General features: G+C 61.4%; 19 protein-coding genes. 5 read left to right on the top strand and 14 right to left on the bottom strand.

Annotated elements, in window-relative coordinates; genetic code table 11:
• Nucleotides 1-58: 58 nt before the first annotated feature.
• Nucleotides 59-316 (bottom strand): PAAR domain-containing protein, encoded by a 258-nt coding sequence (locus E2K99_RS20955; protein ID WP_034334647.1) that lies wholly within the window; start codon nt 314-316, stop codon nt 59-61.
• Nucleotides 317-384: 68 nt separating this feature from the next.
• Complete coding sequence (locus E2K99_RS20950) at nt 385-1,224, bottom strand: M15 family metallopeptidase (RefSeq protein WP_134223440.1); 840 nt, start codon at nt 1,222-1,224, stop codon at nt 385-387.
• Between the two features lie 220 nt (nt 1,225-1,444).
• On the opposite strand from E2K99_RS20950, the gene E2K99_RS20945 reads away from it, so the two are divergent.
• The 4 genes from E2K99_RS20945 (at nt 1,445) to E2K99_RS20930 (ending at nt 9,364) form a co-directional block, all read left to right on the top strand.
• A complete protein-coding gene (locus E2K99_RS20945) occupies nt 1,445-2,362 on the top strand; it encodes a hypothetical protein (protein WP_134223439.1) in 918 nt (305 codons plus the stop codon).
• 78 nt (nt 2,363-2,440) lie between these two features.
• Complete coding sequence (locus E2K99_RS20940) at nt 2,441-5,785, top strand: type VI secretion system Vgr family protein (RefSeq protein ID WP_134223438.1); 3,345 nt, start codon at nt 2,441-2,443, stop codon at nt 5,783-5,785.
• A gap of 4 nt (nt 5,786-5,789) precedes the next feature.
• Entirely contained in the window at nt 5,790-8,276 is a 2,487-nt protein-coding gene (locus tag E2K99_RS26135) for a hypothetical protein (RefSeq protein ID WP_134223437.1), read from the top strand.
• Complete coding sequence (locus E2K99_RS20930; protein WP_240733779.1) at nt 8,273-9,364, top strand: hypothetical protein; 1,092 nt, start codon at nt 8,273-8,275, stop codon at nt 9,362-9,364. Before E2K99_RS26135 ends, E2K99_RS20930 begins: the two co-directional genes overlap by 4 nt.
• A 47-nt stretch (nt 9,365-9,411) precedes the next feature.
• On the opposite strand, the gene E2K99_RS20925 is transcribed toward E2K99_RS20930, so the two are convergent.
• On the bottom strand, nt 9,412-10,935 hold the full coding sequence (locus E2K99_RS20925) for a methyl-accepting chemotaxis protein (protein WP_134223436.1): 1,524 nt from the start codon (nt 10,933-10,935) through the stop codon (nt 9,412-9,414).
• 286 nt (nt 10,936-11,221) lie between these two features.
• Between E2K99_RS20925 and E2K99_RS20920 the strand changes: the two genes are divergently transcribed.
• Complete coding sequence (locus E2K99_RS20920; protein ID WP_134223435.1) at nt 11,222-11,485, top strand: hypothetical protein; 264 nt, start codon at nt 11,222-11,224, stop codon at nt 11,483-11,485.
• Nucleotides 11,486-11,506: 21 nt separating this feature from the next.
• Here E2K99_RS20920 and E2K99_RS20915 read toward each other — a convergent pair whose 3' ends face one another.
• From E2K99_RS20915 to E2K99_RS20865, 11 genes are all read right to left on the bottom strand, one after another.
• The gene (locus E2K99_RS20915) at nt 11,507-11,992 is read right to left on the bottom strand and encodes a MarR family winged helix-turn-helix transcriptional regulator (RefSeq protein WP_034334628.1); all 486 of its coding nucleotides are present in this window, start codon (nt 11,990-11,992) and stop codon (nt 11,507-11,509) included.
• Nucleotides 11,970-13,745: an acyl-CoA dehydrogenase family protein gene (locus E2K99_RS20910; RefSeq protein ID WP_134223434.1), complete on the bottom strand. Its 1,776-nt coding sequence runs from the start codon at nt 13,743-13,745 to the stop codon at nt 11,970-11,972. The genes E2K99_RS20915 and E2K99_RS20910 overlap by 23 nt, the downstream gene beginning before the upstream one ends.
• 14 nt (nt 13,746-13,759) lie before the next feature.
• Complete coding sequence (locus E2K99_RS20905; RefSeq protein WP_039783922.1) at nt 13,760-14,311, bottom strand: DUF3237 domain-containing protein; 552 nt, start codon at nt 14,309-14,311, stop codon at nt 13,760-13,762.
• A 57-nt stretch (nt 14,312-14,368) separates the two neighbouring features.
• A complete protein-coding gene (locus E2K99_RS20900) occupies nt 14,369-15,124 on the bottom strand; it encodes an ABC transporter ATP-binding protein (protein ID WP_121045751.1) in 756 nt (251 codons plus the stop codon).
• Nucleotides 15,121-16,914 carry a branched-chain amino acid ABC transporter ATP-binding protein/permease gene (locus tag E2K99_RS20895; RefSeq protein WP_134223433.1) on the bottom strand — a complete coding sequence of 598 codons (1,794 nt, stop codon included), beginning with the start codon at nt 16,912-16,914 and terminating at the stop codon, nt 15,121-15,123. The genes E2K99_RS20900 and E2K99_RS20895 overlap by 4 nt, the downstream gene beginning before the upstream one ends.
• Nucleotides 16,911-17,951 (bottom strand): branched-chain amino acid ABC transporter permease, encoded by a 1,041-nt coding sequence (locus tag E2K99_RS20890; RefSeq protein ID WP_034334616.1) that lies wholly within the window; start codon nt 17,949-17,951, stop codon nt 16,911-16,913. Before E2K99_RS20890 ends, E2K99_RS20895 begins: the two co-directional genes overlap by 4 nt.
• Before the next feature lie 88 nt (nt 17,952-18,039).
• On the bottom strand, nt 18,040-19,185 hold the full coding sequence (locus E2K99_RS20885; protein ID WP_121045754.1) for an ABC transporter substrate-binding protein: 1,146 nt from the start codon (nt 19,183-19,185) through the stop codon (nt 18,040-18,042).
• 84 nt (nt 19,186-19,269) lie between these two features.
• Nucleotides 19,270-19,689: an acyl-CoA thioesterase gene (locus E2K99_RS20880; protein ID WP_039783928.1), complete on the bottom strand. Its 420-nt coding sequence runs from the start codon at nt 19,687-19,689 to the stop codon at nt 19,270-19,272.
• A gap of 16 nt (nt 19,690-19,705) precedes the next feature.
• A complete protein-coding gene (locus E2K99_RS20875) occupies nt 19,706-20,470 on the bottom strand; it encodes an SDR family NAD(P)-dependent oxidoreductase (protein ID WP_134223432.1) in 765 nt (254 codons plus the stop codon).
• 27 nt (nt 20,471-20,497) lie between these two features.
• Complete coding sequence (locus tag E2K99_RS20870; RefSeq protein ID WP_134223431.1) at nt 20,498-21,751, bottom strand: thiolase family protein; 1,254 nt, start codon at nt 21,749-21,751, stop codon at nt 20,498-20,500.
• Between the two features lie 13 nt (nt 21,752-21,764).
• Nucleotides 21,765-23,627 carry a feruloyl-CoA synthase gene (locus E2K99_RS20865; protein ID WP_134223430.1) on the bottom strand — a complete coding sequence of 621 codons (1,863 nt, stop codon included), beginning with the start codon at nt 23,625-23,627 and terminating at the stop codon, nt 21,765-21,767.
• Nucleotides 23,628-23,720 lie beyond the last annotated feature (93 nt).

The following is a 23,720-nucleotide window of genomic DNA, read 5'->3' as shown; positions in this document are numbered from 1 at the left end:
CTTTCCGGATTCTTTTTGTTGTAGTAAGCCCTGCCCCTGTCGTGATGGGTGGTGTCGCTCAGAGTGTCGTGGTGGCCTGGCCGGCAATGAGCACCGCGCCGCACGCGGTCTTGTCGCCGTCGCGCGCCACCGGTGCGCCATCCACCACCATGGTGGGATCGCCGCTGACGATGGTGGTGGTGCCATGGCGGGGACAACTGACCTTGTCGCCGATGCGCGCCACCAGCTTGTTGCCGACCAGGGTCTGGCCGGAACCTTCGATGACGCTGCCACCGTGCGAGGTCTTGTCTCCAAGGACGATGATCGGCTTGCTCATGGTGTATCCCCTTGTATTTCTACGATCTGTCTTTCGTCGGACGGCGACGTACAGGGCCGCGTCCAGCTCTATTTCTTCATCACGCCCGGCATGCGGTATTCGGTGTGGCCGAAATCCATCAGCTTCCAGCGGCCGCCCCAGGTCAGACCCACCGACTCGGCGACCTCGCCATAGAGGCGATAGCCTTCCATGGCCCATGGATCCTTTTCGCTGATCACCAGCTTGCCATTGCGCACAAAGGCGCAGTCGCCGGCCAGGCCGTACTGGTGATAACTCTGGAACGCGGCTGCATTGGTGACGTTGCTGCCCATCCCCGCCAGCATGGTCTGGCGCTCCGGACTGCGATAACCCTCGATGAGCGCCATCTCGTAACCATGCTTTTCCTTCATGATCTTGAAGACCAGGAGCAGGCGTTGGGCGTATTCAGGATTGAGCAGTTGCCAGTTGCGGCTGGCGTTGACCAGCATCGGACGGACCTGGATCACCTCAGCAGTGGTAAACATGTCCGGCGGCAAGGGCGGCGGTGGTACGAGTTGCTCACCTTTTAAAAGTTCCGCGATTTGAGAATTGGTTACGCGCTGGGTGTCGTCAAAACCCTGCAGCATCGATTTGCCGCTTAATAGAAATGCAACGATGGCTGGACCAATCAGCAAGACAGCAATCGTTGACACAATTACGTAATTATTGCGCACGTAGTCGACACTCGCTGTCAGGGAACTCCGGACGCTGGATGTGGTCCCTGCAATCACCTCATCGCCTCTTCTGTTCCAGCGTTCCCAGCGGGATCGCAGGCCGGCAAGCCGGGCGTGCAGGAAGCGTAATGTCAGCACTCTGCCGGATGGAAACAGCAGCAGCCACATGGCGAAGCCGGTGACCAGCAGATAGGCGGCGATGAGAAGGAACAGCACGACGAATCCCCTTTTTATTCTGGCCGGCGCTGGGTGGCACTGCGGTGCGGACGCCGACACGTTTCTGGAATTGAGCCGGCGCGTCAGCGAGACCGAGAGCGACTGGCAGGAAACGGAAAATTAATAAAAATCAAACAACTTGTTTCAAGTTGCACAACACAGGAGTACGGCCTTGCAGCCTCCGAACCAAGAGAAACCTGCATCCAGAAGACCGAGCTTGATGCCTGCATCCGACACTTCGTCTGCGGATGAAGTTCGCATACTCAATTCGATTTCGGATGGAAAGACCAAAGCCCGCAGCAGCACCAGCGGTGAAGCGCGCAAGCCGCGCCGTGTGCTGTTGATCGTGCTGCTGCTGTTGCTGCTGGCAGGTGGCGTCACACTGGCTGCCCTGCGCATGAACAGCCATGACGCCGCGAGCACCCCCGTGCAGGCTGCGGCGGCACCGCCGGTGCCGCCTCTGGCTTCTGCCGCGCCGACCACCACCCCGGCACCGGGTGCCGTTGCGGAGCCCGCCACCGGCGCCGCCGCCGCACCGGCTGCGGCACCTGCCGATACCGCGGTCATCAATGACACCAACGCTCCCGCGCCCGAGGCGCCGTCATCTTCCACAACGACAACGCGTGGACCGGACCAGTTGACTTCGGCGCTGGAGGACGGCGTCAAGCCACCGCCGGCGACGCTGAAGAACGCGCTGGAAGCCAAGCCCGAGAAATCCGACAAGCCCGCCAAGCCAGCCGCCCAGCACGAGGACAAAAAGAAGAAGCCGGCCAAGGCAGAGAACCGCGACGACAGTGATGTCGATCTGATCAAGGCGCTGGTCGCCCGCTCCGGCGAGGTCGAGAAGAAGCGCAACGCCAATGGCAGCAACAATGGCGGCACTGCTGCCAACGCGGGCAATGGCACCAATGCAGATGGCAGTCCGCAGAAGTCGGCCCAGGCGCACGCCAACAACACCAGGTCCAAGGAAGCCCGCAACGTCGACGTGGTGGAACGCAAGAATGGCGAAAGCACCGCCGCGCTGCTGCAGCGCTGCCATGCGCTGGGCTTCGTGGAAGGAGAATTCTGCCGCTGGCGCATCTGTTCGGGCCGTTGGGATAGTGATCCCGCCTGCAAGGTGCCGCAGGCCGATAACTGAACCGGGCTCAGCTTGCGTTGCGCAGTGTGGCCCCTCCCGATCTGAAACGTGTTCCTTATTCTGACCAACCGGTGACCGATGTCTGAGCTGCTGAACCAGCTGGTGCAATTCACCAGCGCGACCCGTCTCTACCGCCTCTCCCTGGGAGAGGGCGTCGCTGCCGGCGACCTGCTGGTGGAGGCCTTCGCCGCCTCGGAAGGCTTGCACGCCGTCGGGGTACGCGAGGTGATCGTCCTGAGCCTGAATGCCGGACTGTCGCTCAACACCCTGATCGGTCAGCGCGCCAGCTTGCAGGTGAGCCTCTCGGATGGCTTCAGCGCCAGTTTCTCGGGGCTGGTGAACGAAGCCGCCAAGCTCGGCAGTGAGGGCGGGTTTGCCCGTTACCGGCTGCGGCTGGTGCCGTGGATCTGGCTTCTCAGCCAATCACGCAACAGCCGCGTGTGGCAGGACAAGAGTGTTGTCGAGATCATCGAGGATGTCTTCGCTGCTTATACCCCGCATGCCGACTGGCATTGGTCGGACGACGTGATGCCCTTCCTGCAGGACCTGCCACCGCGCAGCTACACGGTGCAGTACCGTGAGAGCGATCTCGACTTCGTGAGCCGGGTGCTGGCGGCCGAGGGTTTGTCGTGGCGTGTCGAGGAATCCGGCGAGGCTAGCGCCGGCCATCGTCTGGTGCTGTTTGCGGATTCGTCACGCAATACTGCTTTCCCTGAAGACGCCAGCAGTGCTGCCGGCCTCGGCGGGCAGGGTATCCGTTTCCACGCCGGCGGCGCACGCGAGGAGCAGGACAGCATCCAGGCACTGGCCGCGCGCCGCGCCTTGCAACCGGCGTCCTTCACCTTGCTCTCCTACGATGACAAGAGCAAGCAGGCGGTCGCCACCAGCATGCCGACCCGCCATGCGTTCGGCCACCAGGATGCGCCGCGCCTGGAGAGCTATGACAGCCCTGGTCTGTATGCCTATCGCAATGCCGCGGAAGCGGATCGCTACGCCCGGTTGCACCTGGAAGCCAGCGAGGCCCGCAACAAATTGTGGCATGCCCGCAGCACGGTGCGCACGCTGCGTCCCGGCACCCGCTTCACGCTGACGCAGGGGCCGCTGGGCTTGTCTGCCGCGGCCGGCAAAGCACCTGAATACGCCGTATTGTCGGTGGTGAGTGCAGGCGTAAATAATTTACCCAAGGATGCACAGGAAGGGCTGGCCGAATTGTTCGGCCCGCTGCCGCCGCTGCTGGAAGAATGCCTCGCAGCTTGCCAGTTCCTGCAACAAACCGTCCAGGGCAGTTTCCAGCCTGATTCAGTGGCCGTGAGTGAGCGTGCCGATCTCGATGCCGTGATCGCCCAGGCCCGCAAGCTCGGCTATGCCAATGCCTTCGAGGCGATCCGTGCCGATGTGGTGTGGCGTCCGGTGCTGGCGGATGGCACCGGACTGTATCGTCACGCGGGTGCCACCGCGCGAGGCAGCCAGAGTGCCATCGTGGTCGGACCCAACGGCGAGAGCACCGCCAACGGTGCCGATGAAATCCATTGCGACCGCCTGGGCCGGGTTCGCATCCGTTTCCACTGGCAGGGCCGCAACAACGATGCCGCCGCGACCTGCTGGGTGCGGGTGGCGCAGCGCTCGGCCGGTGGCGGCAACGGGATGCAGTTCCTGCCGCGTATCGGACAGGAGGTGCTGGTGCAGTTTCTGGAAGACGACATCGATCGGCCGGTCATTCTGGGCGCGCTCTACAACGGCCAGGGTGAAGGTTCTGCCGCACCCACGCCCGCAGGCGAAGCCGCGCAGGGTGGCGAGCAGGAGCGCAACAAGGTCTTCACCAGTGCCAGTGATCTTTCTCCCAGTGGCCAGGGCAATCTGGCCGGCGGCAATGCGCCGACCTGGCACGGCGGCAGTCAGGATGGCGAAGGCCATCGCAACGCCGCTGCGCAATGGGGCATCCGTTCCAAGGAATTTGGCGGCTCCGGCTACAACCAGTTGCTGTTCGACGATACCGATGCCCAGGGCCGCATCCAGCTCAAGACCTCGCAGGCGGCCTCCGAACTCAATCTCGGTCACCTGATCCATGCGGCGGACAACTATCGCGGCAGCTTCCGTGGTACGGGGGCGGAACTGCGCACCGATGCGTATGGCGCACTACGTGCGGGCAGCGGCATCCTGTTTTCCAGCTACCGGATCGAACATGCTGCGGCCAGCCGCGATCCGGCGGGCGACAACACCGGCGGCATGGCCCTGCTGAAGCAGGCCACGTTGTTGGGCAAGACTTTCAACCAGGCGGCGGTGACCCACAAAACCGTCGCCATGGCCAGCCATGTCGGCCCGGCGCAGGCCAATGCCAGCGTCATCAATGACAGTGCTGCACCCCTCGAAGCCATTCGCACGGCGGCCGCCGGCATGGTCGATGGCGCGCCAGACAAGAGCGGCGAGGATGTGGCCGCCGTCAACACGCAGACGGGCGAGGGCAAGGTACCGCAGAGCACCTCGGCGCTGATCGGCATCGCCGCGAAGGAAGGCATGGGCGTGGTCGCGGGCCAGCATCTGCAACTGGCCAATGGCGAGACGGTGAGCCTGCTTTCAGGGCAGGACAGCCAGCATGTCAGTGGCAATCAATTGCGCCTGCGCAGCGGACAGGCCTTGGGTGTGCTGGCCGGGGCCGTTGCGGCGGGCGAGGGCGGGCAGGGTTTGCAGATGATTGCCGCGCAACAGAATATCGATGTGCAGGCACAAGCCGATACGCTGGCGCTGCAGGCGCGTGATCAGGTGAGCGTGGTGAGTGCCAATGCCAGCGTGGATTGGGCGGCGGCCAAGAAGATTACCCTGTCTACGGCGGGTGGGGCCAACATCACGATCGAGGGCGGCAATATTACCGTGCAGTGTCCGGGGAAGCTCACCATTCATGCTGGGCAGAAGTTGTTTGAGGGACCGGTAAGCCGCTCTTATCCCATGCCTGTACTTCCTCGCACGCCACTGGATATAGCTAAGCCTAAGTTCAACATGTACTTGCGCGATATGCCAGGGCCGAATGGCTTGCCCTTCGCTGACTCGGAGTGGCGCATCGTAAAGGCTCGTGACATGCACGAGGCCCTCGTCTCTGGAGAAAAGATCCTTGAAGGAAGAAGCGGTGCTCAAGGGAAGGTGGATCTATCATCCTCGGATGAGATCAAGCTGATGGATGCCTATAACAGGAATCCTAATGAGGTATGGCTGGTACATCATGACCATGTTCAAAATGTTTCCGTTGTTAAGCATGATCCGCAGTGGAGTGATGACCAGCGTAAAGGTCATGCTATCAGTGCGATGGGCTACACGGACACTTATAGCACTGTAGCGCAGCCATCGAATGAGAATGCTCTTGCCGCAATGGTAAAAGATGAAACGGGGCAGGTACGAGGTGGCTCGCTGCTCGACAAGATTTTGAGGTGAACCCGTGACCTACTTGAACAACCAAAATGATTACCGAGAAGTAAACAATATTGTCGGAAATGGCTACGCGGCTGAGACCAGCGTCACCAGTTCGCTCTGGGTCGACGAACAGAATGTGTTTTCGCCAAAAAGAGACGGTAATAAGATTCAAGCCTTTACTACTGGGAAACAATATTTTTCTGATCTGATTGAAAAGATCGAAGGTGCCTCGCGTGAAATTTGTATCGCTGGCTGGCAGATAAATTGGGACGCCATGTTAGCCCCAGGGAAGAGGCTATATGACGTCCTATTGATAGCAGCTCGCAAGCCTGGTATGAAAATTTATATTATGCCGTGGGACGACACGCGCCCGGTCAGAACGTATGAGCATCAGACTATCATCATCGTTAAATCGATTAATGGAGAGCCCGGAGTCGCGCCTGGGACCGTCAGCGCCGTAGCTTCTCCGAGTTTCAATCTGGAGAATGCTAAATACTTTAGTCATCACCAGAAGTCGATCATCATTGACCGCCGCTATGCCTATGTCGGTGGCATTGATGTCGCCTATGGGCGTTACGATGACGAACAATTCACGCTCAAGTGTGATGCAGAGGGACGGGAGGTACTTAATCGCTACAATCCTTGTATTCCAGCTCTTCAGAACGTTCCTGCCGGAGAGTTGGTAAATCCTAATGAAATATCTATAAAAGCGATGAATTCGCGACTCGCTGATTATGAAAAGGACTCTCGCGATAATCGAACCCCTTCTGAGCTTTCAAAAGTTAAAACTGGGAAATGGCAGGTTCCTTACGACGATCCGGGTTTTTTCGATATCGGTACCAATGGGAGTGGGTTTGATACTGCTGTTAGGACCACACTCGACCCTTCGAGGCAACCTCGCATGCCGTGGCAAGATGTTCACGCCCGCATCGAGGGGCCCTCTGTTTATGACTTCATGCTCAATTTTGTGAGACGGTGGAAGGCCAGTAAAGGCAGCGAGATTCGATTTAAGGACAGACCGTCGGATTTTCCTGCTCAAGGGGCAGCCATGATTCAAGTCCTTAGGAGTGCGCCAGGTGGATTGGTCAGCAAGGAGTACAGCAGTATGGGGAATGCCTTGAAAACGCATCCCAAAGAAGATCATATTCAAAAGGCGATGCTGAACTTAATTAAAAGAGCCAACCATTTTATCTACATTGAAAATCAATTCTTTGTTGGCGAGTTTGGACAGCCAATTTACCAACCACCGCCAGACAAGGGACCGCTTTCTCCGGCAGCTCAGTTCATCAATACGCAAAAGCATAGCCTTGGCAGGGTGTCGGAAATGACTCTCCGAATGACAGACGATTTGAAAGATAAAGATAAGCTTTACGCCCCCCCTGAAAACCCCATATGCCAAGCAATTATTGAACGGATTCAGCGGGCGATCTTGAACGAAGACACTAAACCGTTTCACGTCTATATCACTTTGCCGGTACACCCTGAAGGGGATCTTAATACGACTGCATCTGTAGCTGTTCAGGTCTTCTGGACCATGCAAACAATTTCTTTCGGTACTAATAGTCTGCTAAATGGTATCCGTCGCGGATTACTCGCACGTAAGCTGAGAGGCGAAAAAAAACCTTATCAGCATCTCCTTCTCGATACGAAAACCGATTTTAGTGCGCAACTTGCAGAAATTCCTCTTGAATCCTGCTTTAAATATGTGACTTTGCTGAACTTGAGAAACTGGGCAAAATTTGCCGATCGCTATGTTACGGAGCAAATCTATGTTCATACGAAGTTGATGATCGTCGATGACCTCTATGCGCTGTTTGGTAGTGCAAATATTAACGATCGAAGTCTTAGCGGAGAGGGCGATTCTGAAATTGCCATTTTGGTCGCAGATGGTGAAAGCAGTAAAGCAGACTTATGTGGCGACGGTGTTGAACGTCCTGTACGAAATTTTGCGCGTAAGCTGAGGATTGAAATTTGGTCCAAGTTATTTGGAGTAGGTATTTCACCCTCTTCATTTGGTGGTGCAAAGCCTGCGAATTCATTGAAAGCAGCCATTGAAAAACCGGCTGCCCTTAGTAGCTGGCAGGCAATTCAAAAACAGGCTTCGGAAAATGCTGATGCGTATGAAGGTGTGTTTGACTACGTTCCGAGAAATTGGTCGTTAATAGGGCCCAATGGAGCGAAGGTCGCTTGTTCAATTATTCCCAATTGGAATCCTTTCATCAAGCGAGGAAAATCTAGTGGGGCTCCAGCTTCGCCTTTGCGATCAGAAGATAAGTTCTGGGAGAAACCACATCAATATCAACAGCGAACCGCTGGACTGGAAGCCGTCCGCGGATTTCTTGTTGCATTGCCTATTCATTGGACGGAAGGGGAGAAAAATGACTTTAAATATCCAACTGCTCTTGTTAGTGAAAATAACGTCGAACCAAAGGAAGAGCTTGAAGGTTATTTATCTGTGCGCGAATTACTTTCGCGTTCGGATGTTACTCATCCGGGCAAGGGGCTGATATGAAGGCCAAAATTTTCTCAGCTTTTTTGGGATTGGTGTCGCTTTCGTGCGCCAATGCGGATGTTATAGCTGAGAACGTATGGATACAGGATTGCGTCGGCAGTTTCCAGCTCTCTTTGCCCAATGCTGCCGATGTAGCTGCCACTTCCTTCAAGCAAATGCTGCAACCAAGTAATTACTACTACAGCGAATTTGATGACGGAGAGTCTGCTTCGTACAGCAAGTATGAGTATGCGGGTGTGCTACAGATCAGCCGTCGCATGTCCGATGCTGAAGAGGAGATTTATCTGCAAGAGATAAGAAAGACCAGAAGCGGCGCGGTTGAGTTGAATGAGCGCTATCGCAAACTCGATGGCCAGGCGGGCGAAGCCCGCTATGAAGAATCAAAAGCGCCTGTCGGCGAAGGCTGGGCCGTCCGAAACGGCCAGGACGCGTATGTAGGCAGGGTCATTCAGAAACACGCGTTCAGTTGGAATGCGACCGATCCTGAAGGGACAGAAAAGTCACTTTCTGCATTGATGGAAAGAATGCTGGCTGAGGTTGAATATCGTTCCAACTTCTCCCTTCCGACACGTACGGGCCTTTGTGCGCCCTATTTATTCATTCCAACCCGGGAGGGGGATGGTGGCGCACATACCATCGCTACCACCTATCGGTTGAAGGCTCACCCAGACGTAACGATCTTGTTGGAAGACGCCATAGCCTTTCCGATTGAACGAGGCCAGGATCCTGCAAAGTTCACAGCAGTGTCCCGTTCCAATTTCTTCTGGACGCAAAATTACACTGATTATGTTTCCATCAGCAATCTCATGACATTGCGACGACATAACACCATCAGCTTTGCTGGTACTAAGGGCGTTGAATCAATGGTGCGAATGATCCGCAAGGACAAGGTAACGGAAGACTTTGGATATCTGGTCATGACGGACGGTGATCCGAAGGCCGGGAACGAGAAGCCAGAACTGATGCTCTACGTGATCCGCGACGCCAAGAATGCCGAGAAGCGCGGCATGCAGCCCATCGGTAAAGATGAGTTTTTCAAACTGGCCCGGGAGATTGCAGCTTCGGTCAAACGTCGCGCCATGCCCTGATTCCTCGCCAAGTCACCACCGATAGTTGCACGCCACATCTTTCCCTTTCAAGCAATCCTTCCCACCCCCAACCGAAACACGCTCACCGACTCCGCCAGCCTGCGCGCCTGCTCCTTGAGCGCCTCGGTGGCGGCCGCTGCTTCTTCCACCAGCGCCGCATTCTGCTGCGTCACCGTATCCATCTGGGCAATCGCCTGGTTGACCTGTTCGATCCCGGCTTCCTGTTCGCCGCTGGCGGCCGAGATCTCGCTCATGATCTGCGTCACGCTGCGCACGCTCACCACCAGTTCCTCGATGGTCGCGCCGGCATTCCTGACCAGCTGGCTGCCCGCTTCCACCTTCTCCACCGAGTTGCCGATCAGATCCTTGATCTCCTTGGCCGCCGTCGCCGAACGCTGGGCCAGGCTGCGCACTTCCGACGCTACCACCGCAAAGCCGCGCCCCTGCTCGCCGGCACGCGCCGCTTCCACCGCCGCATTGAGCGCGAGGATATTGGTCTGGAAGGCGATGCCATCGATCACGCTGATGATGTCCGCAATCTCGCGCGCGGAGGCCTGGATCTCTTCCATGGTGCTCACCACGTCCGATACCACCAGCCCGCTGCGCGAAGCCACTGCCGACACCGAACCCGCCATCGCATTGGCCTGGCGCGCATGATCGGCATTGCGGCGCACGGTGGAGGTGATCTGTTCCATCGCCGCCGCCGTCTCTTCCAGCGAACTGGCCTGTTGCTCCGTGCGCGCTGACAAGTCGAGATTGCCACCCGCGATCTGGGTCGAGGCCGTCACGATGGTATCGCTGCCGGTGCGCACGCCGCCGACCACGCGCTGCAGGCTGCTGTTCATGTCCTTCAAGGCCTGCAGCAGCTCGCCGGTCTCATCCTTGCGCGTGACCTCGATGCGGCTGCCCAGGTCGCCTGCCGCCACCGTCTTGGCGATGGTCACCGCTTCGCCGATGGGGCGCGTAATCGAGCGGGTGGCGAGCAGCGCCAGCAGCGCGGCCAGCACCACCACCACCGCGCCTACGCCCAACTCGACCACTTCGCCGTTGCGGATGGCGCCGGAGATTTCCTGGCCAGTGCCATTGGCGTTCTCGCGCGCAATCGCCAGCAGGCCCGCGAAACCTGCTCCCAGAACCTTGTCTGCACCACTGATGGATGCATCGATCTCGTTGACCGAGGCCCCGGCCGCCTTCATCCCCTGCGCCTTGGCCACGGCTTCACGGTAATTGCGTTCGCCCGTGCTGATCTTCTGCAGCAGCTCTTCTTCCTTGGGGTTGTCCACGCCCAGCTTGCGGTACTCGCTCATGAGGCGGGCAATGGCATCCATATCCGCCAGGAAGTGCTTGTCATAGTCCTTGCCGCGCACCACGTAGTTCTTGAAGTTCTGTACGCCGTCGCCCAGCTTGATGTAGCCCTGGGTGGCGTAGTCCTGCTTGGTCAGCACCGTGCCGGAAAAATCACCCCAGTGCTGGCCGATCCGGGTCAGCGTGAGCAGAGACGCCGTAATGAGTACGCAAGCCAGCAACGTGACCAGCAGGAAGGAGCCGCCAAGACGGGTGCCGATTTTCATGCCTGTTCCCCGGAAATTATTTATAAGATTTACCAATTCTGAGGGTGGCTGGTCGCGGGGAAAGCCCGATGGAGGCGGGTAAAAGCCGTGCAACTCATCATTTGTCATACCAGTGCTGGCAAATCGGCAAGATGCCTGAAAGCATTCTTTCAACGGCCGCAACAGAGCATTGCCGGATCACCGGTTTTTCCATCGGAATGGAAACAATAGAATGTCTGCATGGGAATGAAGCATTCATAAGCGATACGCATCGTGCAGCATCCGCTTGCATTCCAGGGAGCAGAACATGAACAAGATCTTCACACGCCAACGCGTCCTGGCCGCCACGCTGGCCGTAGCCGCCATCTCAGCACAGGCAGCCTATGCCGCCGAACCGGCCAAGGCCGAGCCCGCCTCGACCATCAGCGTCCCGGCGCAACAGACACGCACCGCCGCCGCCGATCAGCAGCAACAGCAAGGACTGACCCGCGCCCAGGTCATCGAAGACCTCAAGCAATACCAGCGCGCACACGCCAACCCCAGCTACGCCGAGCTGGTGTTCCTGCGTTGAGAATGGAATCAGAAATGCCGCTTACTGCGGCAGGAACATCTTCTGCAACAAGCCGATGAGCTGAGCGCGTTCGCCGTCCGAAAGCATCTCGGTGGCCTTGAGCTCCAGCTCGATGGCGGTCTGTTCGGCCTTGGTGCACATGCGCATGCCCGCTGGCGTGAGCGCCAGCACCTGTGAACGGCGATCCTGCGGATTGCGCTGGCGTACTACCAGGCCGCGCTGCTCCAGCTTGTCCAGCAAGGTCGCCAGGTTGGGCGGGGAGACGTTGATCGCCTTGGACAGGCGCTTCTGGTTGATGTTGGGATTGGCCTTCAGCAGGCTCAGCACCGTGAAATCCACTGGCCGCAATTCGAACTTCGCCATCCGTTTTTCGAACAAGGGCATGATGGTGATGTAGGCACGGCGGCAGTTGTAGCCGACCAGGCTCAGCAGCAGTTGCTGGTCCAGCGGCGCGCTTGGCGCTGCATCGTCGTCGGAATCGAAATCAGCCGGCTTCTTGGGCAGCATGGTGGTCCAGGTCGGTAGGAAGGGGCGGCAGCCCGGTCGCCAGGCAGCCTTCGATCACGCTGGACAACTGGTGGACTTCCGCAAACACAAAGGCGAAATGATAGCACGCGGCATCCCGCTTGCCGCCGTACCAGGCCGCGTCCGAGGCCATGGCCGAGAGCGCCCGGCGGCCGGCGCGCAGCCACATCCAGCCCAGCGCCACATGGCCGGTCAGGCGCAGCATTTCATCGGCCACGTAGTAGGGCAGTGAGGGTGATTGCACCGCCGCCGTGGCGATGCGCCGGGCGAATCCTTCTAATTTATCCACAGCATTTGCCAGCAATCGGGCCTGATCGCCAAGCAGGGTTCCCTCCTCGATGTCCGCACGCACCAGCGTGAGGAAATCATCCAGCCGCCTCCCTTCATCTCCCAGCACCTTGCGCATCAGGAAGTCGATCGCCTGTATTTCGTTGGTCCCCTCATAGATCATGGTGATGCGGGCATCGCGCATGAATTGTTCGATGCCGGTTTCGACCACATAGCCGTGTCCGCCGAAGACCTGCAGCGCGCGGCTGGCGCACTGGAATCCCTGGTCGGTAAGGAAGGCCTTGATGACCGGCGTGATGAATTCCAGCCGTTCATGATGACGGCGGCGCTGGGCCGCATCCGGATCATGCTCGGCCAGATCCAGCAAGAGCCCGGCCCAGCAAGTCAGCAGCCGCGCCCCCTCGATGCGGCAGCGCTGTTCCATCAACAGCTTCTGCACGGCAGGATGGCGCACGATCAGGTCGTTGCCGGATGAGCCCGGTGCGCGCGACTGGCGACGTTCGCGCGCATAAGCGCTGGCGCGCTGCCAGGCCGCCTCAGCCAGCCCCAGCCCCTGCGCGCCCACATGCAGGCGCGCCGCATTCATCATCACGAACATCGCCGCCAGTCCGCGTCCCGCTTCACCGACCAGCCACGCCTGCGCCTGCTCGAAATGCAGGCTGCACGTGGCGCTGCCATGAATGCCCATCTTGTGTTCGATGCCGGTGCAGTGCACGCCGTTGCGGCTGCCATCGTCCAGCACGCGCGGCGCCAGGAACAGCGACAGCCCCTTGCTGCCCGGCAGCGCATCCGGCAATCGGGCCAGTACCAAGTGAATGATGTTGGGCGTCAGGTCGTGTTCGCCCCCTGAGATGAAAATCTTGTCGCCGCTGAGGCGATAGCTGCCGTCCTCCTGCGGCACGGCGCGTGTGCGCAACTGCCCCAGGTCGCTGCCGGCCTGCGCTTCCGTCAGGCACATGGTGGCCAGCCATTGGCCGCTGGCGATCTTTTCCAGATAGCGCGCCTGCAGCTCAGGTGAGCCATGCGCCGCCAGGCAGGCATAGGCCCCATGCAGCAAGCCGGGATACATGGTCCAGCCATGATTGGCCGCGCTCAGCATTTCATAGAGCGCGCAGTCCAGCACATGTGGCAAGCCCTGGCCGCCGTGCTCGGGCGCACAGGCCAGGGCCGGCCAGCCGCCCGCGCAGAACTGCGCATAGGCGCGCTCGAATCCGGGGGGCGTTGTGACCGTTCCGTTTTCGAGACGGCAACCCTCGCGATCGCCGATACCGTTCAAGGGCGCGACCACGTCAGCGGCAAAGCGTCCGGCTTCTTCCAGTACCTGCATCATCAGTTCGCCATCGATCTCGGCGTGCGCAGGCAAGGCGCGCAAGACTTGCGGGGCCTGCAGCACTTCATCGAGGACGAAGGCGAAGTCGCGCAGCGGGGGCGTGTAGTGCATCGTCATCGGTTCCGTCCATCTCAATTGAGCAGGTAGGCGTCATACACCACCGCATTGCCCAGGCGCATGGCGTAGCCCACGCCCATGGCGCGGTTGAGCCAGTCGTACTTTTTGGAGGCGGTCTCGAAGTTCATGAACAGGCGGAAGGTATAGCGCGAAGGATCGACCGGCTTGCCCTTGGCGACCTCGGCCATCACTTCCGGCGGACCGTAGCGCACGCCACGGGTTTGCAGGTAGACCAGTTCGCCGTCATCGAGCTTGAGCAGGTAGCGGGTATCGATGATGGCCAGGCCATCGGCGGTCACGGTCTGCCAGTCGGCACCGTTGTTGAGGATCTCGCCATTGATGAGCGGTCCCTTGAAACTGCCGCCGGTGATGGGGATGATGCGGCGGCGGCCCAGGTCGGAGGTCTTGCCCAGTTCCCAGATCGGGGCCACCAGATCCACCGAGAAGCGTGCCAAAAACGCCAGCTTGGGTTGCGGCGGCACCAGCGTGGTGTTGTCGGCGTCGCTGGCCGCATGCACCTGGAAGGACAGCGTCAGGGCCGCCAGCAGCAGGAAAATCTTTCTCATCTCGGTCTCCTCGTTCTATGTGTTTTTGACATACCGTGGTGCAGAAAACGTCAAGCTTCAGGAAGCCGCCACCACCTCGGCTTCTGCCTTCTTGCCAAATCCCAGGTAGGCCTGGATCACCTGCGGATCGCCCGCCAGTTTCGCGGACTCGCCCTGCATGGTGACCTTGCCCAGTTCCAGCACGTAGCCATAGTCGGCCGTCTGCAAGGCCGCGCGCGCATTCTGTTCCACCAGCAGCACCGAGATGCCGGCCGTGCGCAGTTCGGAAACGATATGCAGGATTTCCTTGACGATGCGCGGTGCCAGGCCGAGGCTGGGTTCATCCAGCATCAGCAGTTCCGGCTTGGCCATCATGGCGCGGCCGATGGCCAGCATCTGGCGCTCGCCGCCCGAGAGCGTACCGGCCTGCTGGGCGCGGCGTTCCTTCAATCGCGGGAACAGCTCGAAGACGGTCGCCAGCTGATCCAGCGGCTGTGCCTGCCGCAAGCGCAGACGGCGAAATCCCCCCAGCAGCAGGTTGTCTTCCACGCTCATGGTAGAGAACAGTTCGCGCCGCTCCGGTACCAGGGCGATGCCTGCCATCACGCGTTGTTCGAGGCTCCAGCGTTCCACCGGCTTGCCTTGATAACGCACCGTGCCCTGCGCCGGCAGCACACCCATGATGGCGTTGAGCAGCGTGGACTTGCCCGCGCCATTGGGGCCGATCACGGTGGCGATGCTGCCGCGTTCCAGCTTCAGGTTGATGTCGTGCAGCGCCTGCACCTTGCCATAGCTTGCGCGCAGTTGCGCGACGTCGAGGACCAGTTCACTCATTCGATTCCACCCAGGTAGGCTTCGATCACGGCGGGATGCCGCTGGATCTCTTGCGGTGTGCCTTCGGCAATCTTGGTGCCGAATTCCATCACCACGATGTGGTCGGTCAGTTCCATGACGAATTCCATGTCATGTTCCACCAGCAGGATGCTCATGCCATCGGCGCGCAACTCCTGCAGCACTTTGGAGAGCGCCTGCTTTTCCAGATGGCGCAGGCCTGCGGCCGGTTCATCGAGCAACAGCAGCAGCGGATCACAGCACAGGGCGCGGGCGATCTCCAGGATGCGTTGCTGGCCCAGCGCCAGGTTGCCCGCCTGCTCATGCATCAGGTGCTGCAGGCCGACGCGATGCAGGGCGCGCGCGGCTTCATCGAGCAGCGCCTGCTCTTCGGCGCGTTCCAGATGCAGCATGGCATTGACCGTATTGCTCAGGAAACCTTGCCGGCTGCGCATGTGCGCGCCCAGGGCCACGTTCTCCAGCACCGTCATGCCCGGCAGCAGGCGCACGTGCTGGAAGGTGCGGGCAATGCCCAGCCGTGCGATGGCGCGCGCCGGCAGTCCGGCGATGTCGCGGCCGTTGAAGCTGACGCGTCCGCCGCTGGCATGCAGCAGGCCCGTGACCAGATTGAAGGTGGTGGACTTGCCCGCGCCATTGGGACCGATCAGGCCCACGATCTCACCGGCCTTGACCTTGAAGGACACGTCATTGACCGCCACCAGTCCGCCGAAGCGCTTGTTGATCTGGTCCACTTCCAGCAGCGGTGCACCACGCGCCGGACCGTTGCGCTTGTCCATCGGCGCGGCGGTCGCCACGCGCAGCGGTGCCGGGGCGGCCGGGAAGGCACGCAGCCACAGCGCGCGCACCCATGGCCACAGGCCACCGCGTGCGTATTTGAGCAACAGGATCAGGATCAGGCCGAAGACGATGCTTTCATAACTGCCGCCATCGCCCAGCAGTGCTGGCAGCAGCACCTGCAACTGGTCCGACAGCAGTTTCAATACCCCCGCGCCCAGCAGCGCACCCCAGATATGGGCAATGCCGCCGACCACCACGATGAAGAGATATTCGATGCCCATCGCCAGGCTGAAGGGCGAGGGATTGACGGTGCGCTGCATGTGCGCAAAGAGCCATCCCGACACCGAGGCCAGCAGCGCGGCAAAGACGAAGATGAGGATCTTGTAGCGCCCCGTATCCACGCCCATGGCCTCGGCCATCGAACGTCCGCCCTTGAGGGCGCGGATGGCACGTCCCGCGCGCGAATCCAGCAGGTTCAGCGAGACCCATGCGGCGGCCAGCACGATGGCCCAGATCAGGTAATACAGGTGGCGTTCCTTGGCCAGGTCCAACCCCGCCAGTTGCAGCGCGGGGATGCCGGAGATGCCGTCATACTTGCCGAGGAAGTCCACCTTGCCGAACAGGAAGTACAGGCTGATGCCCCAGGCGATGGTGGCCAGCGGCAGGTAGTGGCCGGACATGCGCAGCGTGATGCGGCCCAGCACGTAGGCCGAGACCCCCGTGATGAAGAGGCCGATCGGCAGCGTCAGCCAAGGGGACACGCCATGCACGGTGGTCAAATACGAGGTGGTGTAGGCACCCATGCCGACGAAGGCCGCCTGCCCGAACGAGGTCATGCCGCCGATGCCGGTCAGCAGCACCAGGCCGATGGCCACCAGCGCATACAGGCCGATGTAGTTGGCCTGGATCACCCAGAACTGCGGCGTGGGCAGGATCGGGAACAGCGCCAGCACGACCAGCAGCGCGTAGAGAGGGAGTCGTTTGTTCATCATCATTCCTCGTCCTCGTCATGCGCGGGTGTGACCAGCGAGCGCCACAGCAGGATCGGCAACAGCGCCAGGAACACGATCACCTCCTTGAAGTCACTGGCCCAGAAGGAGCTGAAGGATTCCAGCAGGCCTACCAGCAGCGCGCCTCCTGCGGCCGCCGGGAAGCTCGCCAGCGCACCGATGGTGGCGGCGACGAAACCCTTCAAACCGATCAGGAAACCCGAGTCATAAAAAATGGTGCTCATCGGGCCGATCAATACGCCCGACAGAGCACCGATAAACGCCGCGACGGCAAACGACAACTTGCCCGCCAGCGTCGTGGAGATTCCCATCAGCCGTGCGCCCAGGCGATTGACCGCCGTGGCGCGCAGCGCCTTGCCATACAGCGTGCGCCCGGAGAACAGCCACAGCGCCACCAGCAGCGCGGCAGCGGCCACCACCACCACCACGGTCTGGGCACTCAAGGTGAGCGCTGCCAGGTTCCAGCGTTCATCCCAGAAGGCCGGGGTACGGAAGCCTTCGGCCCCGAAGAACACCAGCCCCAGTCCGGTCATGGCCAGGTGGATGCCGACCGAGACGATCAGCAGTTGCAGCACGCTGGCATCGGCCATCGATTCATAGACCACCTGGTACATCAGCGGTCCGAGTGCGGTAATGAGCAGCAGGGTCAGCAGCACCTGCACCGGCAGCGCGAATTGCTGGGGCGCGGCCCACCAGACGAGGGCGGCAATGGCCAGCGGCACGCCCAGCGTGCCCAGCAGGGTGCGCGGCAACAGCGCAGCCTGGCCTGCGCGCAAGAGCTGCGCGGCCTGCATGCCGGCCGCGCACACGGCCAGCACCAGCAGCAGCCACAGCGGACCGGGGCGCTGGCCTTGTTGCAGCATGGCCAGGGTGAGCGCGCCATAGGCGACGAATTCTCCCTGCGGGATGAAGAGGATGCGGGTGACCGTGAAGACCAGCACCAGGGCAATGGCGATCAAGCCATAGACGATGCCGTTGGTCAGGCCATCCAGGGTCAGGATGGCGGCAATGGAGGAGTCCATGTTTCGGGTGTGGTGCAGAAAACGTCAGGCTGGAAAACGGCGGCGCAAGCTGGAGACCTCGCGCCGCCGCGCGGACAGGACAGGCGGATTACGGATTGACCGCCTTCCAGTTGCCGTTCTGGATGGTCAGCATGATGCGCGCATCGTCACCCAGCCCGAAGTGATCCTTGGCCGAGTAGTTCAGCGTGCCCTGCGAGATCTGGATCGGGCCGGAGGTTTCCAGCGCTTCCTTGAGGGCCGCACGGAAAGCGGGCGTGCCGGGTTTGGCTTTCTTCAGCGCTTCCGGGACCACCTTCTGCAGCACCAGCTGCGCATCATAGGTATGGGCCGCGAAGAGGTTGCGGGTACCTGCGCCAAACTGCTTCTCGTAACGCGTGACGAAATCCATGGCCAGTTTCTTGGAAGGATTGCTGTCCGGCAGCGCTTCCGGCACCACGGCCGGGCCGGAGATGACGTAGGAACCTTCCACATCCTTGCCGCCCAGACGGATCAGGTCGCGCGAGGCGGCACTGTGGGTCTGGAAGATCTTGCCCTTGTAGCCGCGCTCGATGAGCGCCTTGTGCGGCATGGCCGCACCGCTGCCCGAGGCCACCACCAGCACCGCATCCGGATTGGAACTGACCACGCGCAGGGCTTGCGCCGTCACGCTGGTGTCGGCCCGCGAGAAGCGCTCCACCGTGCCCATCTTCATGCCGGCGGCGGTGGCCAGGCGCTGCACCTCCTTGAGCCAGTTTTCACCGTAGGAGTCGGAGTAGCCGAGGAAGCCGATGGTCTTCACGCCCATCTTCTTCATCTGCTCCACCACGCCACCGGCCATGACGGCCGTGGATTGCGGCAGGCGGAAGGTCCAGGCGTCTTTTCCTTCAGCGGTCTCGATAGGGGAGATGGCCAGCTGCACCGTCTGCGATTCCAGCGCCACGTCGGCTACGGCCAGCGTGGGCGGCACCGCGGCCGAACCGATGAGCAGGTCGACCTTGTCCTCGGCCACCAGGCGGCGCGCATTCTTGCTGGCCTGGGTGGGATCGGTGGCATCGTCGAGGATGATCAGCTTGACCTTCTCGCCGCCGATGGTCTCCGGCCACAGGGCAAAGCCGTTCTTGGCCGGAATGCCCAGGCCCGAGCCCGGACCGGTCAGCGACATCACCACGCCGATGGTCAGCTCGGCCTGTGCGGCCCCTGCACAGGCCAGCATCGCTGCCAGTACCCCTGCCTTGATTGCCAGTTTGGTTTTCATCTCCGTCTCCTTTGTAATTATGGTTCGAATGCTCGATGTGGGCGGATGCGGCTTGTTGCCGCCTCTCGCTTGCTGCCGTATTGCTTAACTGCACATCTCCCTGATGTCTTCCGGAATGGGGATGGCCTTGATGCGCGCCGGATCCTCCGGATGGCGAATGGCGAAGACGCGCACATCGCGGCCTTCACACAGCAGTTCGCCATCGCGCTTGATCTCGTGCTTCATGACGAAGGTCTTGTCATTCCATTCGACGATGGTGGAATGCACTTCGATGCGGTCGCCATAGGTCGCCGGGCGCACGAAGCGCGAGCTGATGTCCACCACGGGCGTGCCGATGATGCCGCGCGTCTTTTCCGTATCACGCCAGGGTGGCACGCCGCATTCATGGAAGAAGTTGCGCGAGGCCGCGTCATACCAGCGGAAGAAGTTGGGGAAATACACGATGCCGGCCGGATCGCAATCGCCGAATTCCACACGTACCGGATGAATGATGGTCTTGCTCATGCGTTCTCCTCGGTGCTCAGCGCGGTGCCAGGCGCAATGCGCCATCGAGCCGGATCACTTCGCCGTTCAGGGATAGATTGGTGGCAATATGCAAGGCCAGCTGTGCGTACTCCTCGGCCTTGCCCAGGCGCTTGGGGAAGGGGATGGACGAGGCCAGCGACTGCTGCACTTCTTCCGGCAGCTTGTAGAGCAGGGGCGTGAGGAACAGCCCCGGTGCAATGGTCACCACGCGGATGCCGTGTTGCGCCAGATCACGTGCCAGCGGCAGGGTCATGGACGTGATGCCGCCCTTGGACGCCGCATAGCCGGCTTGCCCGACTTGCCCGTCAAAAGCAGCGACCGAGGCGGTCGCCACGATCACGCCGCGCTCGCCCTCGGCCAGCGGCTCGGCCGCGGCCATGCGGGCGGCAGTAAGACGGATGACATTGAAGGTACCGATCAGGTTGACGTTGACGATACGGCTGAAATCTTCCAGCGGCATCGGGTTGCCATCCTTGCCCACCATGCGCTTGGCACCGCCGATGCCGGCGCAGTTGATGAGGATGCGTGGTGCGCCGTTGGCTTCCTGTGCGGCATCGAGGGCTGCTGTCACCGACTCGCTGTCGGTGATGTCGCAGCGTGCGGCGTGGCAGCGCAGTTCATCGGCCAAAGCCTGGGCAGCTTCCATGTTGACGTCCAGAATGGAAACGCGGGCCCCGGCCTGGACCAGCTGGCGCGCGGTCTCGGCACCGAGTCCGGAGGCGCCGCCCGTCACCAGGGCGGCTTGTCCTTGCAGTTGCATGAAATGTGTCCTTGTCGAATGAGCGGATCAGCGGGAGGCAGAAGGATTTTCCAGCAGCAGCGCGATGCCCTGGCCGCCGCCGATGCAGGCCGATGCCACGCAGTAGCGCGCACCCCGGCGATTCATCTCGCGCGCGGCCGTGATCGACAGGCGCACGCCGGTCGCGGCCAGCGGATGGCCCAGGGCGATGGCACCGCCGTTGACGTTGAGCTTGTCGCGGTCGATCCCCAGCTCACGTTCCACCGCCACGATCTGTGCACCTTGCGCCTCGTTGATCTCGAAGCAGCCGATGTCGGCCACCGTCAGGCCATTGCGTTCCAGCAGGGTGCGGATGGCCGGCACCGGGCCGATGCCCATGATTTCCGGCGGCACACCGGCCACAGCGGCTGCGACGACGCGTGCCAGCGGCTGCTTGTCATGGCGGCGTACGTAATCGCCCGAGGCGACGATGGTGGCGGCCGCTGCATCGACCAGCGCCGAGGAGTTGCCACCGGTCTGTACGCCATCCGGGTAGAGCGTGCGGAGCTTGGCCAGCACCTCCACCGGCGACGGACGCGGATGGGTGTCGGTGGCGGCTTCGCTGGTCTTGCCCTGCAGCTTGATGTGACGATCGTTGTAGCCATCCAGGCGGAAGGTCTCGTTGACGACCGGAACGATCTCGCCCGCGTGGAAGCCGGCCGCCTGTGCCTTGAGCGCGCGCTCGAAGGAATACGCGGCGTATTCATCGACCTCGGCGCGGGTGATGCCATATTTTTTCGCCAGGTTCTCCGCGGTCTGCGGCATGGTGATGCCGGGGGCCGGATCGACCAGCGCTTCCCACATGTAGTCCTGGAATTCCACCGGTTCGCCCAGCTTGAAGCCGGTGCGATGGCCGAAGGCGGCAATCGGATTGCGCGTCATCGATTCGCTGCCCACGATCAGCGCGGTCTCGGTGTAGCCGCGCTCGATCTGGTCACCGGCCTGGCGGATCAGTTCGAAGCCGGTGCCGCAGATGCGCTGGACCATGATGGCCGGCGTAGTGATCGGCACGCCTGCATACAGGCCGATGTGACGCGGCAGCATGTACTGGTAGGCATCGCCCGGCGCCATGTTGCCGGCCACCACCGAGCCGATGTCGGTCGCGGCGATGCCGGTACGGGCCAGTACTTCGCGCGCCACCTTGATGCCCATGTCGGTGGGCGAGAGCTGGCTGAAGCTGGTGCAGTAATCCACCATGGGCGTACGCACGCCACCGACGAGCCAGATGTCCTTGAAGCTGGAATAGAACGCTGCTTGTGCCATGTCTGTTGCTTCCTCAGTGAGCGGGGGAGAGCGCGGCCTGTGCGGTCAGCACGGCCGGGTCGGTGCCGGCGTAGAGCGCTTCCACCAGGGCGGCGCGGTGAGTCAGCACCGCACGTTGATTGATCGAACCCTTGTCGGTGATTTCGCCACGGTCGAAGGACGGCGGATCGATCAGGACCAGCGCGCGCGCCACGCGGGTTGAACTGCCGGTGGCATGGGTTTGCAGGCGCTCCAGCAGGCCCTGGAAGAAGTCGCGTACCGGTGCCGCATTGAGCACATCGGCACGCGAGGCCTCCGCAGGCAGGCGCGCCAGCTGGCGGCAGCGCTCGATGTTGGGCACGATCAGCATGCCCACTTCATTGCGGTCCTGGCCGGTGATGACGGCATCCTGCAGGTAGGGTGCACCTTCATGCGCAATCAGCGCGCGCAGCGGGCCGACGCTGACCCAGGTGCCGGTGTAGAGCTTGAAGTCCTCGGCCACACGGCCATCGAACATGAAGCCGCGATCCGGATGCGCCGGGTCCAGCCAGCGCACCGCATCACCCGAGCGGAAGTAGCCCTCTTCATCGAAGGCCTCGGCCGTCTGTTCGGGCGCGCGCCAGTAACCCGGGGTAACGTTGGGGCCGCGATAGCGGATCTCGATCTTGTCGCCGTTGGGGACCAGCTTGATTTCCATGCCCGGCGTGGGGATGCCGATCTGCCCGGCCTGCACTTCCAGGTCGGCCACGAAGAGCGCCGAAGGCGAGGTCTCGGTCATGCCCAGGCCGCAACACATCACGATGCGCTCGCCACAGGTGGCTTCGGCGGTGGCGTGCAGCTTGTCCCACACCGGTTGCGCCAGGGCGGCACCGGCATAGAACTGCATGCGCAGGCGGCTGTAGAATTTTTCGCGCAGGGCCTGGTCCTTCTCCAGCGCGTGCGCGATGCCTTCCCAGCCTACCGGCACGTTGAAATACACGGTCGGCGAAATCTCGTGCAGGTTGGCCAGGGTGGTGGCCAGACCTTGCGGCGTGGGCTTGCCCTCGTCGATGTACATGGTGCCGCCGTTGTAGATCACGATGCCCACGTTGTGGTTGGCGCCGAAGGTGTGGTTCCAGGGCAGCCAGTCGATCAGGATGGGCGGCTCTTCGGCCAGGAAGGGGAAGGTCTGCACGATCATCTGCAGGTTGCTGCACATCATGCGCTGGGTGTTGACGACCGCCTTGGGCATCTTGGTCGAGCCCGAGGTGAAGAGGAACTTGACGATGGTGTCCGGACCGGTGGCGGCATAGGCGCGCTCGACTTCATCGCCCGCGCGGGTGGCTTCCAGTTCCGCATACAGCGTGCATTCGCGCCCGGCAGGCGGTGCTTCGGTGACCACGAATTCGATATCGGGTGCCACCGCATTGACGGCCGCGGCAAACTTCTCGCCATGGGCGGCGAAGATCAGGCCGGGCGTGAGCAACTGCACCGCATGGCGCAGCTTGGCGTAATCCTTGGAGAGCAGCGAATAGGCCGACGATACCGGCGCATAAGGCACGCCTGCATAGTGGCAGCCCAGCACCAGCATGGCGTGTTCGAGGTCGTTCTCGGACAGGATCAGCAGCGGGCGCTCGGTCGAGAGTCCGCGCTGCAGCAGCGCCTGGCCGATGCGGCGTGCGCTTTGCAGGGCTTCGCCGTAGCTGATGCGGCGCCATTGGCCATCCTTGTCGCGGCGGGCCATGTAGGTGCGGTCGGGATCGACGGTGGCCCAGTGGATCAGCTTGTCGGTCAGGCGCGCGGGATAGTCGCCCAGCGGCTGCCGGGTCTTGACGATGGAGATGCCCTCAGCACCCGGCACGACGTCAACGCCGCCGATGCCGAACCTGAAGCTGCGATAGCGAGGAGGAGTGTTCATACATGTCTCTGTTGTGTCACCTGCCCGGTCGTGGCCGGGCAGGTGTGTTGTTGTGGTCTTGCGCTGTATTACTGACTTGCTGGCCGCTGTGGT

This window comes from Herbaspirillum huttiense, assembly GCF_004367745.1.
GTDB classification, from domain to species: domain Bacteria; phylum Pseudomonadota; class Gammaproteobacteria; order Burkholderiales; family Burkholderiaceae_D; genus Herbaspirillum; species Herbaspirillum huttiense.
Note: the sequence above shows the minus strand (reverse complement) of the source record. Positions and strands in the feature narration are given on the sequence as shown.

Excerpts from the sequence above, each read along its gene's own strand:
- E2K99_RS20955 (WP_034334647.1), bottom strand. The coding sequence starts at position 316 with ATGAGCAAGCCGATCATCGTCCTTGGAGACAAGACCTCGCACGGTGGC.
- E2K99_RS20945 (WP_134223439.1), top strand. The coding sequence starts at position 1,445 with ATGCCTGCATCCGACACTTCGTCTGCGGATGAAGTTCGCATACTCAAT.
- E2K99_RS20940 (WP_134223438.1), top strand. The coding sequence starts at position 2,441 with ATGTCTGAGCTGCTGAACCAGCTGGTGCAATTCACCAGCGCGACCCGT.
- E2K99_RS20930 (WP_240733779.1), top strand. The coding sequence starts at position 8,273 with ATGAAGGCCAAAATTTTCTCAGCTTTTTTGGGATTGGTGTCGCTTTCG.
- E2K99_RS20925 (WP_134223436.1), bottom strand. The coding sequence starts at position 10,935 with ATGAAAATCGGCACCCGTCTTGGCGGCTCCTTCCTGCTGGTCACGTTG.
- E2K99_RS20920 (WP_134223435.1), top strand. The coding sequence starts at position 11,222 with ATGAACAAGATCTTCACACGCCAACGCGTCCTGGCCGCCACGCTGGCC.
- E2K99_RS20915 (WP_034334628.1), bottom strand. The coding sequence starts at position 11,992 with ATGCTGCCCAAGAAGCCGGCTGATTTCGATTCCGACGACGATGCAGCG.
- E2K99_RS20910 (WP_134223434.1), bottom strand. The coding sequence starts at position 13,745 with ATGACGATGCACTACACGCCCCCGCTGCGCGACTTCGCCTTCGTCCTC.
- E2K99_RS20905 (WP_039783922.1), bottom strand. The coding sequence starts at position 14,311 with ATGAGAAAGATTTTCCTGCTGCTGGCGGCCCTGACGCTGTCCTTCCAG.
- E2K99_RS20900 (WP_121045751.1), bottom strand. The coding sequence starts at position 15,124 with ATGAGTGAACTGGTCCTCGACGTCGCGCAACTGCGCGCAAGCTATGGC.
- E2K99_RS20895 (WP_134223433.1), bottom strand. The coding sequence starts at position 16,914 with ATGATGATGAACAAACGACTCCCTCTCTACGCGCTGCTGGTCGTGCTG.
- E2K99_RS20890 (WP_034334616.1), bottom strand. The coding sequence starts at position 17,951 with ATGGACTCCTCCATTGCCGCCATCCTGACCCTGGATGGCCTGACCAAC.
- E2K99_RS20885 (WP_121045754.1), bottom strand. The coding sequence starts at position 19,185 with ATGAAAACCAAACTGGCAATCAAGGCAGGGGTACTGGCAGCGATGCTG.
- E2K99_RS20880 (WP_039783928.1), bottom strand. The coding sequence starts at position 19,689 with ATGAGCAAGACCATCATTCATCCGGTACGTGTGGAATTCGGCGATTGC.
- E2K99_RS20875 (WP_134223432.1), bottom strand. The coding sequence starts at position 20,470 with ATGCAACTGCAAGGACAAGCCGCCCTGGTGACGGGCGGCGCCTCCGGA.
- E2K99_RS20870 (WP_134223431.1), bottom strand. The coding sequence starts at position 21,751 with ATGGCACAAGCAGCGTTCTATTCCAGCTTCAAGGACATCTGGCTCGTC.
- E2K99_RS20865 (WP_134223430.1), bottom strand. The coding sequence starts at position 23,627 with ATGAACACTCCTCCTCGCTATCGCAGCTTCAGGTTCGGCATCGGCGGC.